The sequence below is a fragment of the Streptomyces pyxinae genome, assembly GCF_024756275.1.
In the GTDB taxonomy this organism is placed as follows: domain Bacteria; phylum Actinomycetota; class Actinomycetes; order Streptomycetales; family Streptomycetaceae; genus Streptomyces; species Streptomyces pyxinae.
The window spans coordinates 71,872-85,485 of record NZ_JANUGQ010000001.1 but is presented as its reverse complement, the minus strand read 5'-3'; the positions used below and the strand labels follow the sequence as shown (position 1 = coordinate 85,485).

8 protein-coding genes are annotated in these 13,614 nt (G+C 74.4%); 5 read left to right on the top strand and 3 right to left on the bottom strand.

The genetic code is table 11. The annotated features are described in order from the left end of the window. The first annotated feature begins 19 nt into the window (after window positions 1-19). The 3 genes from NX801_RS00375 (at window position 20) to NX801_RS00365 (ending at window position 3,472) form a co-directional block, all read left to right on the top strand. Entirely contained in the window at window positions 20-1,225 is a 1,206-nt protein-coding gene (locus tag NX801_RS00375; protein ID WP_258784678.1) for a cytochrome P450, read from the top strand. Between the two features lie 147 nt (window positions 1,226-1,372). Beyond that, complete coding sequence (locus NX801_RS00370) at window positions 1,373-2,350, top strand: hypothetical protein (RefSeq protein ID WP_258784677.1); 978 nt, start codon at window positions 1,373-1,375, stop codon at window positions 2,348-2,350. Window positions 2,351-2,656: 306 nt separating this feature from the next. Further along, window positions 2,657-3,472, top strand: a complete 816-nt coding sequence (locus NX801_RS00365) for a S1 family peptidase (RefSeq protein ID WP_258784676.1) — start codon at window positions 2,657-2,659, stop codon at window positions 3,470-3,472. A gap of 336 nt (window positions 3,473-3,808) precedes the next feature. On the opposite strand, the gene NX801_RS00360 is transcribed toward NX801_RS00365, so the two are convergent. From NX801_RS00360 to glgX, 3 genes are all read right to left on the bottom strand, one after another. Further along, window positions 3,809-5,791 (bottom strand): ABC transporter ATP-binding protein, encoded by a 1,983-nt coding sequence (locus NX801_RS00360; RefSeq protein WP_258784675.1) that lies wholly within the window; start codon window positions 5,789-5,791, stop codon window positions 3,809-3,811. Continuing rightward, window positions 5,788-7,686 (bottom strand): ABC transporter ATP-binding protein, encoded by a 1,899-nt coding sequence (locus NX801_RS00355; protein ID WP_258784674.1) that lies wholly within the window; start codon window positions 7,684-7,686, stop codon window positions 5,788-5,790. The genes NX801_RS00360 and NX801_RS00355 overlap by 4 nt, the downstream gene beginning before the upstream one ends. A 208-nt stretch (window positions 7,687-7,894) precedes the next feature. Next, window positions 7,895-10,174 (bottom strand): glycogen debranching protein GlgX, encoded by a 2,280-nt coding sequence (glgX, locus tag NX801_RS00350; RefSeq protein ID WP_428986027.1) that lies wholly within the window; start codon window positions 10,172-10,174, stop codon window positions 7,895-7,897. A 285-nt stretch (window positions 10,175-10,459) separates the two neighbouring features. Between glgX and NX801_RS00345 the strand changes: the two genes are divergently transcribed. Together NX801_RS00345 and NX801_RS00340 are read left to right on the top strand one after the other, a co-directional pair. Further along, window positions 10,460-11,698 (top strand): L,D-transpeptidase, encoded by a 1,239-nt coding sequence (locus NX801_RS00345; RefSeq protein ID WP_258784673.1) that lies wholly within the window; start codon window positions 10,460-10,462, stop codon window positions 11,696-11,698. Between the two features lie 566 nt (window positions 11,699-12,264). Next, entirely contained in the window at window positions 12,265-13,512 is a 1,248-nt protein-coding gene (locus tag NX801_RS00340) for a L,D-transpeptidase (protein WP_258784672.1), read from the top strand. The last annotated feature ends 102 nt before the right edge of the window (window positions 13,513-13,614 follow it).

Below are 13,614 nucleotides of genomic sequence, written 5' to 3'. Positions count from 1 at the left end.
GGTCGTCTAGCGTCCGGGGATGGACGCGGTATTCGATCCCTGGGACGCCGGCTTCACGGCGGATCCGTATCCGGCGTACGCGCGGCTGCGGGAGAGCGGGCGGGTGCACTGGTTCGAGCCGTCCCGGCAGTGGCTGGTGCCGCGGCACGCCGATGTGGCGGCGCTGCTGCGGGACCGGCGGCTCGGGCGGACGTACCGGCACCGGTTCAGCCACGAGGAGTTCGGCCGTACGGCGCCGCCCGCCGCGCAGGAGCCGTTCCACACGCTCAACGACCAGGGGATGCTGGACCTGGAGCCGCCGGACCACACCCGGATCAGGCGACTGGTGGCCAAGGCGTTCACCCCGCGTACCGTCGAGCGGCTGAGCCCCTATGTGCGGCGGCTGGCCGAGGAGTTGGCGGACGGGCTGGTCGAGCGGGGCGGCGGCGATCTGGTGACCGAGGTGGCCGAGCCGCTGCCGGTGGCGGTCATCGCGGAGATGCTCGGGGTGCCGGAGCCGGACCGCCCTCTGCTGCGGCCCTGGTCGGCGGCGATCTGCGGGATGTACGAGCTGGCGCCCTCCGAGGAGACCGCCGCCCGGGCCGTGGCGGCCTCGGTGGAGTTCTCGGCGTACCTCCGGGAGCTGATCGCGGCCCGCCGGGCGGCACCGGGCGAGGACCTGGTCTCCGGGCTGATCGCCGCCCATGACGAGGGCGAACGGCTCACCGAGCAGGAGATGATCTCCACCTGTGTGCTGCTGCTCAACGCGGGCCACGAGGCGACCGTCAACGCCACCGCCAACGGCTGGTGGGCGCTGTTCCGCAACCCCGGGCAGCTCGCCGCGCTCCGGGCCGACCACTCCCTGCTGCCCGGTGCCGTCGAGGAGTTGCTCCGCTACGACACTCCGCTTCAGCTTTTCGAGCGCTGGGTGCTGGACGAGATCGAGATCGACGGTGTCACCGTCCCGCGCGGCGCCGAACTGGCCCTGCTCTTCGGGTCGGCCAACCACGATCCGGAGGTCTTCGACCGCCCGGACACACTGGATCCGACCCGCGCGTCCAACCCGCACATCTCCTTCGGCGCGGGCATCCACTACTGCGTCGGCGCCCCGCTGGCACGTATCGAACTGGCCGCCTCACTGCGGGCGTTGCTGGAACGGGCGCCGAAGCTCGCGCCGGCCGCCGAGCCGGTCCGGCGTTCCGGGTTCGTGATGCGCGGCCTGGCGTCGCTGCCGGTGGTGGTGTGACGGGGAGAATCACCCGGTGCGGTGCGGTGCGGTGCGGTGCGGTGCGGTGCGGTGCGGTGCGGTGCGGTGCGGTGCGGTGCCGGGCCCCGGGGGGCCTCGCTGTCACAGGGGTGCGGTAGCGTCCTCGCGACCTGAGGGGGGATCACGGTGTCGGAGCCGGATGATTTCGTGGCGCGGCTGAGGGCCGAGCGGACGGACCCGGAGCGCGCGGGCAGGCTGGCGGCGGACCGGCGGACCCGGCGGCGGAAGACCGTCTGGGTGTCGGTGGGAGCGGTCGCGGTCGTGGCGGCCCTGGGCGGCTGGCTGTACGGGTCGGTCGGGAAGCGGCCGGCCGACGAGCCGTTCGCGGCCCCGCTGCTGGAGGAGGCCCAGTGGCCCGCGCCCTGGCCGCTCACCACCCGGATGCCCTACCGGAATTCGCCCGCCCGGGGCTGGCTGACCGGTGAGGGCGGCATCGACGTACCGGCGGCCGGGGCCGTGCCGGGGGTGCCGGCCGAGCGGGTGCGGGACGCCCTGTGGCGCACGCGGGAGCTGCTGACCGCCGCCAATCTGGACCCGGGGGTGCTGGCCGGCGGCCGGCCGGAGCGGGCGCTCGCGCTGCTGGACCCGCCGAGCCGGGCCCGGCTGGCGGCCGCGCTGCGGGCGCCGGGGGAGGGGGACGCCGACCCGGCCCGGCTGGTCACCCGGTTCGACCCGGCCGAGGTGCGGGTGCTGACGGGCGGGACCCGGGTGCTCGGCGCCCTGAGCTACGGCCCGGGGCGGAGCTCCGGCGAGGTGCTGGTCCGGGCGGACGTCACCTTTGTGTACGCGCTGGCCGCCGCCACGCCCGGCGGGCGCCCGGCTCCCATTCCGGGGGTGGAGGCCGAGGAGGCGGCCCGGGCGATCGTGCGCCGGCGACTGGTCGTCGCGGTCCGGGCCGTACCGGGGGCCGGGAAGACGCCGGGGGCGCTGGTCCCGGTGGAGCAGCACCACTACCTGGGCAACCACGACTGCGGGAAGGCGGACGGCTTCGTCCACCCGTACTTCGCCAAGCAGGCGCCCACCCCGTCGGCCGGCGCGGGGGCGGACCCGTACGACCGCACCGGACCGCTGCCCGCCCCCTGCGCGCCCGCCGCCCGGCGCTGACCGGTGCCGGGCGGCGGGCGCGGCGAGGACGGCCCGCCGGCGAACGGGCCCGGCTCCCCCCGGTGTTCCGTCGCGCGCCGCCCCGGGCGGACCGAGCAGATCGGTCCGCAGCCGCCGCACTGTGTCACCCGCGCCACCCGCCACCCGCGAAGCCTCCGCCCGCCGCGTCAGGGCGGTCGTTCATCGGAATTCCAGCGGGTTCCGCGAGGCTTTCGCACGCCGCGCCGGAGTCACCTCGGCAGGGCCGGTGGCCGGACTCCGACCGCTGCCGCGCCCGCGCTCCGGCCCCACCAGGGAAGTGATCGCATGCTCCGTTTCGTACGTGCCCTGGGCCTCGTCCTGCTGCTGGCAGGCGGCCCCCTCCTCGTGTCCCCGCCCGCGAGCGCCCACACCGCGGCCCCGGTGAAGTCCCCGGCCCCGGCGAAGGCCCCGGACCGGTCGGCCGACGGCCTCACCCAGATCGGCGGCGGCACCGGGATCATCTTCCGGATGAGCCCGGGTCCCGAGGACCCGCAGGCCCTCTATGTCTGTACGCTCACCGCAGTGGGCCGGGACGCCGCGGGCCGCCTGGTCGGTCTCACCAACGCCCACTGCTTCATCGACGACCAGGGCAGGAAACTGGTCGGCGAGAAGGTCTACCGCGACAGCTCGCCCGCCGGCACGGCGGCCGCCCCGGCCCCGCTGACCGAGAGCCGCCCGGATCTCACGACGGGTGTCATCGGCACCGTGACCTATGTCAGCACCCCGAACAATCTGCTCAACCTCGGCCCCAAGGGCCTGGACTACGCGGTGATCGAGCTGGACGAGTCCCGGGTCGCGCCCACCGACACGGTGGGCGAGACGACCATCCGGACGATCGGCGCACCACCCGCCAACGGGGTCCGCATGTGCAAGCAGGGCCACCGCACGGGACTGACCTGCGGCATCAAGCTGGGCACCCATGGCATCTGGTTCACCCACCTCATCTGGACCAACGGCGGTGACTCCGGCTCCCCCGTGGTCGTGGACGGGGCGCTGGTCGGCAACGCCTGGGGCGCGCAGCACAGTTCGGCGATGCAGGACATCATCGCGGAGCTGAACGCGGCCGGCGGGGTGGGCGCCGGATTCCACCTCGCCTTCTGAGCCCCGCCTCGCCCTCCGGGGAACGCCCCCGGACGCCGAGCAGCCCTGGCCCGAGCCCCGGGCCAGGGCCCCACGGACACCACCTCGCACCCCGCCGCCGTGCGGTCCCGGGGCCCGTACGGCTCCACGACCGTACGGCCGGGAGACCGCAGACGGCCGGACGCCGTCCGGGCCGTCGGTGCCGCCGGGGCCCGCGCCGTACGGAGTACGCGGGGCCCCGGGCGCGGTACCGCCCGCGGCGTCCGGGGCCCCGGACGCGGCCAGGGCGGGAACGGTGCTCCTCGTCGCCTGGAAGCGCCCAGGAGACCGTGGAGCCCGGACGGACGGACCGGTCCCTCAGCCCACCACGCTCTCCCGCCAGGCCCGGTGGAGGGCGGCGAAGCGGCCGTCGCCGGAGATCAGGCCGGCGGGGGAGCCGTCCTCCACCACCCGGCCGGACTCCATCACCAGGACCCGGTCCGCGATCTCCACCGTGGAGAGCCGGTGGGCGATCACCACCGCCGTACGGCCGTGCAGCACCGTGTCCATGGCGCGCTGCACCGCCCGTTCGCCGGGCACGTCCAGCGAACTGGTCGCCTCGTCCAGGATGAGCACCGCCGGATCGGCCAGCAGGGCCCGGGCGAAGGAGACCAGCTGGCGCTGGCCGGCCGAGATCCGGCCGCCGCGCTTGCGCACATCGGTGTCGTAGCCGTCCGGGAGCGCGGTGATGAAGTCATGGGCGCCGATCGCCTTGGCGGCGGCCTCGATCTCCGCCCGGCCGGCGTCCGGGCGGCCGACGGCGATGTTCTCCGCGACCGTCCCGGAGAAGAGGAACGCCTCCTGGGTCACCATCACCACCCCGCGCCGCAGCTCCGGCACGGCCAGCTCGCGCAGGTCCACGCCGTCGAGCAGCACCCGGCCCTCGGTCGGGTCGTAGAACCGGGCCAGCAGCTTGGCCAGCGTCGACTTGCCGGCGCCCGTGGAGCCGACCACGGCCACCGTCTGGCCGGCCGGGATCGTCAGATCGAAGCGCGGCAGTACCTCGGTGCCGCCCCGGTAGGCGAACCGGACGCCCTCGAAGGTCACTTCACGCCCCGGCGCGCCGGTACGGACCGGCAGCTCGCGCGGCTCGGCCGGTTCCGCCACCGCCGGGGTCTGGGCCAGCAGGCCGGCGATCTTCACCAGGGAGGCTGCCGCCGACTCGTAGGAGTTGAGGAACATCCCCAGCCGGTCGATCGGGTCGTACAGCCGGCGCAGATAGAGCACCGCCGCCGCCAGCACCCCGAGCGCCAGACCGCCGCCGGCCACCCGGTAGGCGCCCCAGAGCACCATGGCGGCCACCGCCGTGTTGGCCACCAGCCGGGAGCCCACCACATAGCGGGCCATCTCCGTGCTGGCGTCGCCGTTGGTGTGCTCGTGCGTCCGGTTCAGCTCCAGGAACCGCGCCTCGTTGGCCCGCTCCCGGCGGAACGCCCGGACCGGCCGGATGCCGTTCACCGTCTCGGCGAACCGCACGATCACCGCCGCGATCGCCGTGGACCTGGCCCCGAAGACCACCCGGGCCCGCCGCCGGTACCGCCGTACCAGCAGATACAGCGGTACGAAGGAAACCACCGCCACCGCGCCGGTACCCGCGTCCAGCCAGAGCAGCAGCACCGAGATGTACGCGAACGACAGCACCACGGTGACGAGTTCCTGGAGCCCCTCGTCCAGCAGCTCCCGCAGCGACTCCACATCCGCGGTGGACCGGGAGATCAGCCGGCCCGAGGTGTACCGCTCGTGGAAGTCCACACTCAGTGCCTGGGCGTGCCGGAAGATCCGCCCGCGCAGATCCAGCAGCACGTCCTGGCTGACCCGGGCCGCCGTCCGGACGAAGGCGTACTGGAAGAGCCCGGACCCGGCCGTACAGGCCGCGAACCCGGCCGCCACCGCCACCAGCGGCCCGTGGTCGCCCTGGCGCAGCGCCGGTACGGCCCGGTCGATGGCGTACGCGACCAGCAGCGGGCCCGCCTGCGAGGCCGCCTGCTGGAGCAGCAGGAACAGCACGGCCAGCACCGCCCGGCCGCGCCGGGGCCGGAGCAGCGACCGGAGCAGCCCCCCGGTCGCGCCCTTCGGCGCCGGCAGGTCGTCCCGGTCGAACGGGTCCCCGGCCGTGTCCGGACCCCTGGCCGCGTCCGGGTCCCCGGCGGGCGGGGTGCCCGGCCGCCCGGCCGCACCCGGCCGCGGGCTCCCGCCCGGGGGCGTACCGCCGTCCGGGCCCGTGCCCGTCTCCGGGCCGGGACTCGGAGCCGTACCGCCGTCCGGGCCCGGCCCGGGGGTGCCGCCGCTCGTCACCGTCATCGCACACCGCCCGTCGCCGTGGCCGTCGCCTCGCCCGACATCAGCCAGGCGTACTCCGCGCTGTCCCGCAGCAGCTCCCGGTGGGTGCCCACGGCCGCGATCCGGCCGCCCGACAGCAGCGCCACCCGGTCGGCCAGCTGCACCGTGGACGGCCGGTGCGCCACCACCAGCGCCGTCGTCCCGGCCAGCACCTCCCGCAGGGCGGCCTCCACCAGCGCCTCGGTGTGCACGTCCAGTGCCGACAGCGGGTCGTCGAGCACCAGGAACCGGGGCCGGCCCACCACCGCCCGGGCCAGCGCCAGCCGCTGCCGCTGGCCGCCGGAGAGGCTCAGCCCCTGCTCGCCCACCTGGGTCGCCGTCCCCTCCGGCAGCTCCCGTACGAAACCGGCCTGGGCCACCGCGAGCGCCCGGTCCAGCTCCCCGGGCCCCGCGTCCGCCGCGCCGCCCATCAGCACGTTCTCGGCCACCGACGCGGAGAAGAGGGTCGGCTCCTCGAAGGCCACCGTCACCAACCCGCGCAGCCGCTCCCGGGGCATCCCCGCGATGTCCTCGCCGTCCAGCAGGATCCGGCCGCCGGACGCCTCGTACAGCCGGGGCACCAGCGCGGTGAGCGTGGTCTTCCCGGAGCCCGTCGCCCCGACCAGCGCCATGGTCTCGCCCGGCCGGATCCACAGATCGATCCCGGCCAGCACCGGCGCGGCCTCCGGCGGCGCGTCCGGATAACGGAAGCTCACCCCCTCGAACCGCAGCCCGCCGGGAAGGGTGGAGCCGGAGCCGGAGCCGGAGCCGGAGCCGGAGCCGGAGCCGGGAGCGGGGGCGGGGCCGGGGGCGGAGACGGGGCCGGGGGCGGCCGGGGCCGGGGCGGTGCCGGGGACGGGGCGGGCCGGAGCGGTCTCCCCGGTCTCCGCGGGCTCGTCCATCACCTCGAAGTACCGCTCCGTCGCGGTCGCCGCCTCCTGGCTCATCGCCAGCAGGAAGCCGATCGAGTCCACCGGCCAGCGCAGCGCCAGCGCGGTCGAGAGAAAGGCCACCAGGGTGCCCGCCGACAGCTCCCCGTCGGCCACCCGTACGGTGCCCAGCACCAGCGCGGCCCCGATCGCCACCTCCGGTACGGCGGTGATCACCGCCCAGATGGCCGCCAGCAGCCGGGCCTTGACCAGCTCGGTGCCGCGCAGCCGCCCGGCCTTCTCCCGGAACGCCCGCGCCTGGCTGCGGTGCCGGCCGAAGCCCTTGACGACCCGGATGCCGAGGACGCTCTCCTCGACCAGCGTCGTCAGATCCCCGATCTGGTCCTGGGCGCGCCGGGCGGCCAGCGCGTACCGGCCCTCGAAGACCCCGCAGACCACGATCAGCGGCACCACCGGCAGCAGCAGCACCAGACCCAGCGCCCAGTCCTGCGCCAGCAGCAGCGCGCAGCCGACCAGGATGGTCACACCGTTCACGAAGAGAAAGGTCAGCGGGAAGATCAGGAACAGCCGCAGCAGCGACAGGTCACCGGTCGCCCGGGAGAGCAACTGCCCCGACGGCCAGCGGTCGTGGAAGGCCACCGGCACCCGCTGGAGGTGCCGGTAGAGGTCGGCCCGCATCGCCGCCTCCACCGAGGCCAGCGGCCGGGCCACCAGCCACCGCCGCAGACCGAACAGCACGGCCTCCGCGATCCCCAGCCCGAGCACCGCCAGCGCCCCCAGCCAGACCCCGCCGGGATCCCGCGCCGCCACCGGGCCGTCCACGATCCACTTGAGCACCAACGGGATGACCAGTCCCAGGCAGGACGCCACGACGGCGACCGCGGCGGCCGTGCCCATCCGTGCCCGCACCGGGCGCACATACGGCCAGAGCCGCAGCAGGGAGCGAACGGCCGAACGGTCCTTGGTGGTTGCATCTTCTCCGGGCATCAGGCCGAGCCTACGGTCCGCCCCCGCCCCGGCTCACCCGCTTTTCGGCCGACCGGGGGAGTCCGCCCGCTCCGAGCCGGGGGAGCCCGGCGGCCCAGGCCCGGGACTCCCGCACGCCCGGCGGGGGCCCGTACGTCCCGGCCCGGGGGGCACCCCGCAGGCCCGGTCCGTACGCCCCCACCGGGGAACCGCCGGGGCCCCGGGGGCCCTACTCCCGCACCCGGAGCAGCAGCGCGCACCGCTCCGGGACCAGGAGCGAGGCACCGCCCGGGTGGACCGTGCCCGGTTCGGCCGACTGGTCCTCGCGCGAGGTGTCCACGACCACTTCGTAGGAGCGGGCCCAGGGCTCGCCCGGCAGCCGGAACGAGGCCGGGGCGCCGGCCGCGTGCAGGATCGCCAGGAAGCTGACGTCGGTGATCGCCTCGCCGTGCGCGTCCCGCCCGGGGATGTCCCGGCCCGAGAGATAGAGGCAGACCGAGGGGGCGGGCGCCCACCAGTCGGCCTCGGTCATCTCCTCGCCCGACGCGGTGAACCAGGCCAGGTCCCGCAGCCCGTCCGGGGCGTGCGGCCGGCCCGAGAAGAACGCCCGGCGGCGCAGCACCGGATGGGACTGGCGCAGTGCCAGCAACCGCCGGGTCAGCGCGAGCAGTTGCGCGGTGCCGGGCCGGTCCGGCAGCGACCAGTCCAGCCAGGAGACCTCGTTGTCCTGGCAGTAGGCGTTGTTGTTGCCGCCCTGGGTGCGGCCCATCTCGTCGCCCGCCACCAGCATCGGCACCCCGGTGGAGAGCAGCAGCGTGGTGAGCAGGTTGCGGATCTGGCGCAGCCGCAGCGCGTTGACGGCCGGGTCCTCGCTCTCGCCCTCGGTGCCGCAGTTCCAGGCGCGGTTGTCGTGGGTGCCGTCCCGGTTGCCCTCGCCGTTGGCCTCGTTGTGCTTGTGCTCGTACGTCACCAGGTCGCGCAGGGTGAAACCGTCGTGCGCCGTCACGAAGTTGACCGAGGCGTACGGGCGCCGCCCGCCCCAGGCGTAGAGGTCGCTGGAGCCGGAGAGCCGGTAGCCCAGGTCCCGTACGTCCGGCAGCGCGCCGCGCCAGAAGTCCCGTACGGCGTCCCGGTAGCGGTCGTTCCACTCGGTCCACAGCGGCGGGAACGCCCCCACCTGGTAGCCGCCGCTGCCCACGTCCCAGGGCTCGGCGATCAGCTTCACCCGCCGCAGCACCGGGTCCTGGGCGATCACCGCCAGGAACGGCGAGAGCATGTCCACGTCGTGCATGGACCGGGCCAGCGCCGCCGCCAGGTCGAACCGGAAGCCGTCCACGCCCATCTCGGTGACCCAGTAGCGCAGCGAGTCGGTGATCAGCCGGAGCACCTGGGGCCGGACCACGTGCAGGGTGTTGCCGCAGCCGGTGTAGTCGGCGTACCGGCGGGCGTCGGGCGGGAGCCGGTAGTAGCCCCGGTTGTCGATGCCGCGCAGCGAGAGCGTCGGGCCCAACTCGCCCGCCTCGGCGGTGTGGTTGTAGACCACGTCCAGGATGACCTCGATCCCGGCCGCGTGCAGCGCCTTCACCATCCGCTTGAACTCGCCCACCTGCTGGCCCGCCGTGCCGGAGGCGCTGTACCCGGCATGCGGGGCGAAGTAGCCGACCGAGTTGTAGCCCCAGTAGTTCCGCAGGCCCCGGCGGAGCAGATGGTCCTCGTGGGCGAACTGGTGCACCGGCAGCAGCTCCACCGCCGTCACCCCCAGCCGCGTCAGATGCTCCACGGCCGCCGGATGGGCGAGCCCGGCGTAGGTGCCGCGCAGTTCCTCCGGCACCCCCGGGTGGCGCATGGTGAAGCCCCTGACGTGCAGCTCGTAGATGACCGAGTCGGCCCAGGGCGTCTTGGGGCGCCGGTCGTCCGACCAGTCGTCGTCATCGTGGACGACGACCCCCTTGGGGACGTACGGCGCCGAGTCCCGGGCGTCCCGCACGGTGTCGGCCACATGCTGCTCGGGCCAGTCGCGGACGTGCCCGTACACCTCGGGCGGCAGCGTGAACTCCCCGTCCACCGCCCGGGCGTAGGGGTCGAGCAGCAGCTTGGCCGGGTTCCAGCGGGCACCGGTCCACGGGTCCCAGCGGCCGTGCACCCGGTAGCCGTACCGCCGACCGGGGCGTATGCCGGGCACGAAACCGTGCCAGATCTCGTGCGTCAGCTCGCCCAGCGGCAGCCGGGTCTCGGTGCCGTCCTCGTCGAACAGACAGAGCTCCACTGCCTCCGCCCCGCCCGCCCAGAGCGCGAAGTTGGTACCCGCCACCCCCTCCGGCCCGTCCCGGAACCGGGCGCCCAGCGGCGTCGGCGCCCCCGGCCACACGGGCGGTACGAGTCCCGGAGAGCTCCGGGGGCGCCCGTTCAGCACACCGCGGGTACCGGTGTCCGCGGCGACGGCGGCCCCGTCCCGCGCCCCGCCCCGGACCGCTCCGGCCACTGCCTCCTGCTCGGCTGCGCTCGACACCTGCCGGCCTCCCACGGCTCGTCCGGTTCCGGGCCCCGGGCGCGCGGCGTCCCGGCCACGGCCACGCCACCCGCCTGTCCCGACCTGTCTCCGCCCGGTCCTGGTCTGTCCCTGCTGGTCTCGCCTGTCTCCGCCTGTCTTCGCCTGTCCCTGTCTGTCTCTGTCTGTCTCCGCCTTGACTCCCTGCTCGGCTGTCCGCTCGTCTCCCCCTGTTCTGCCCGGACGCGCCCGCTCCCAGACGCATCCCGACGTTTCCCCCACAGGGGGGCACTCGTTGGGCGGATCGTGAGAAACGTACTGAAGCGGGCAGGGCGCGCGGCGGCGGTCGCCCTCACAGGTGTGGTGCTGGCGGCCGGGGCGGCCGGCTGCACCGGCGGCGGGCTCGGCCTCCCGTTCGGGGACAAGGGCCAGGACGACGAGACCATCCGGGTGACGCCGGACGACCGGGCGAAGGACGTGGCGCCGGACGGGAGACTGGAGGTGACGGTCGAGGACGGCCGTCTCGAGCGGGTGGTGGTCACCCGGGTGGAGGATGCCCAGCGGGCGGTGGTGCCGGGCACGATCGCGCGGGACGGGCGGAGCTGGCGCCCTTCGGACGGCGCCCGGCTCTCGCTGGCCGCCAAGTACACCGTGGACGCGGTGGCCCTGGACGGCGACGGGCGCCGGGCGGCCCGCCACACCACCTTCACCACCGCCGTGCCCGAGCGCCGCTTCATCGGCTACTTCTCGCCCGAGCACCGCTCCACCGTCGGTACCGGAATGATCGTCTCGTTCGGCTTCAGCCGGCCCATCTCCGACCGGGCGGCGGTCGAGCGGGCCATCCGGATCACCTCGGACCCGCCGGTGGAGGTGGCGGGCCACTGGTTCGGCCGGGAGCGGCTGGACTTCCGGCCCAGCGCCTACTGGGAGCCCGGCACCCGGGTCACCCTCGACCTGCGGCTGCGGGACGTGCAGGGCGCGCCGGGGGTGTACGGCATCCAGGACCGGACGGTCACCTTCACGGTGGGCCGCTCCCAGGTCTCCCGGGTGGACGCGGAGAAGCACTTCATGGAGGTACGGCGGGACGGCGACCTGGTCAGCACGGTGCCGATCACCGCCGGGGCGCCCAAGTCCACGACGTACAACGGGAAAATGGTGGTCACCGAGTTGTACGACGTCACCCGGATGAACGGGGCGACCGTCGGCTTCACCAAGGAGGACGGCAAGGGGGAGTACGACATCAAGGACGTCCCGCATGCCATGCGGCTCACCGACTCGGGCACCTTTCTGCACGGCAACTACTGGGCGGCGGAGTCCGTCTTCGGCAAGGAGAACGTCAGCCACGGCTGCGTCGGGCTGCGGGACGTCAAGGGCGGCGGCGCGGACACCCCGGCGGGCTGGTTCTTCGACCGGACGCTGGTCGGGGACGTGGTGGAGGTGGTCAACTCGCCGGACCGCCAGGTGGCCCCGGACAACGGCCTGGGCGGCTGGAACATGAGCTGGACCCGCTGGAAGGCCGGCTCGGCCGTCCGGGCGGCGGGCTGAGGCGGGGCCTCCGGGGGTTCCCGGAGCGGGGCTCCCGGCACCCGGGGCGGGCACCCCTGGGTCCTGGCGCGGGGCGGGCACCCCCCTGGCGCCTGGCACCCGAGGGCGGGCACTCCCTTGGCCCTGGCGCCGGGGGCGGGGCAGCCGGGGGCGTCCCGCCCGGCCCGTACGACCCGGGACCGGCCCCGGGCCGTACCGCTCGGGGCCGGCCCCCCGGCCCGTACCGTCCCGGTCGGCCGGCCGGGACGCCCGTACCGTCCCGACCCCGGCTCCCGCCGTCCCGCGGGCCCCGTCCCGGGGCGTACGCCTCCACGGCCCCGGCCCGTCAAGCCACTTGGCGACAAAGGCCGGAACCGGACGGTTCGCCTCCTGCCCCCGTGGCGCTGCCACGCGCCCCCGACCAGCGGGCATGACCGTGACGCGCGGGGAAAAACTTGGAACTGAACGGTGACATTCCCGGACTCTCCGCGCCACTCGCGATGTGATTATCTGTCGCGGTGCGTGTGAGAGCAGCACGCGGGGGTGCGACCGTGGCGGGGCCAGGTCGCTGAGGGGAGAGAACCATCGTGAACGGGTCGCCGATATCGAGAGCGCCGGGCGTACGGTCCGGTCGGAGCCGCAGGCGCGGGGTTACCGGTCCGGCGGCGGCGGTCGTGGCGGCGGTGCTGCTGCTGGCGACGGCCTGCGGGGGCGGCGACAAGGCGGACGGCGGCAAGGCGGACGGCAAGGCCGGTGCCGCCGGGAACGCGGCCTCCGAGGCCATGGTGAACGTGGCTCCCAAGGACGGGTCCGTGTCGGTCGCCACCAGTGGGGCGCTCAAGGTCACCGCCGAGCAGGGCAAGCTGGAGACCGTCGCCGTCACCGACGCCAAGGGCGCTCCGGTGGAGGGCAAGCTGGCCGCCGACGGGGCCAGTTGGGAGCCCGTACGGCATCTCGCCGCCGGCACCAGGTACAAGGTGCACGCGATCGCCAAGGACGCGGAGGGGCGGGAGTCCGCGAAGGACACCACCTTCACCACCCTCGTACCGAAGAACACCTTCATCGGCCAGTACACCCCCGAGGACGGCTCCACCGTCGGTGTCGGTATGCCGGTCTCCATCAACTTCAGCCGGGGCATCACCGATCCGGCGGCCGTGGAGAAGGCCATCAAGGTGACCGCCGTGCCGGCGGTGCCCATCGAGGGCCACTGGTTCGGCAACGACCGGCTCGACTTCCGCCCCGAGAAGTACTGGGCGGCCGGTACCAAGGTGACCGTCAGCCTCGGCCTGGACGGCGTCGAGGGCCGCCCCGGGGTCTACGGCAAGCAGAACAAGACCGTCACCTTCACTGTCGGCCGCAGCCAGGTCTCCACGGTCGACGCGAGCGAGCACACCATGAAGGTGGTCCGCGACGGCAAGGAGATCAAGAACATCCCGATCACCGCCGGGGCCCCGTCCAGCACCACGTACAACGGTCAGATGGTCATCAGCGAGAAGTACAAGGTGACCCGGATGAACGGCGACACCGTCGGCTTCGGCGGCGAGTACGACATCAAGGACGTCCCGCACGCCATGCGGCTCTCCACCTCGGGCACCTTCGTGCACGGCAACTACTGGGCCTCCAGCGGGACTTTCGGCTCCAGCAACGTCAGCCACGGCTGTGTGGGCCTGCGGGACGCCCGGGGCGCCGGCGACCCGGACACCCCGGCCGCCTGGTTCTACGACAGCTCCCTCATCGGGGACGTGGTGGTCGTGAAGAACTCCAAGGACAAGGACATCAAGCCGGACAACGGCCTCAACGGCTGGAACATGGCGTGGTCGGAGTGGATCAAGTAGAAACGTTCCCCTTCCGGGACGGACGGGGTACGGGCTCCCGCCCGCACGGGCGCGCATGACATCCCGCACGGACGCGCATGACCTACGGACCCGGTGCTGTGA

Coding starts and splice junctions, on each gene's coding strand:
- NX801_RS00360 (WP_258784675.1), bottom strand. CDS start 5,791: ATGACGGTGACGAGCGGCGGCACCCCCGGGCCGGGCCCGGACGGCGGT.
- NX801_RS00375 (WP_258784678.1), top strand. CDS start 20: ATGGACGCGGTATTCGATCCCTGGGACGCCGGCTTCACGGCGGATCCG.
- NX801_RS00365 (WP_258784676.1), top strand. CDS start 2,657: ATGCTCCGTTTCGTACGTGCCCTGGGCCTCGTCCTGCTGCTGGCAGGC.
- NX801_RS00355 (WP_258784674.1), bottom strand. CDS start 7,686: ATGCCCGGAGAAGATGCAACCACCAAGGACCGTTCGGCCGTTCGCTCC.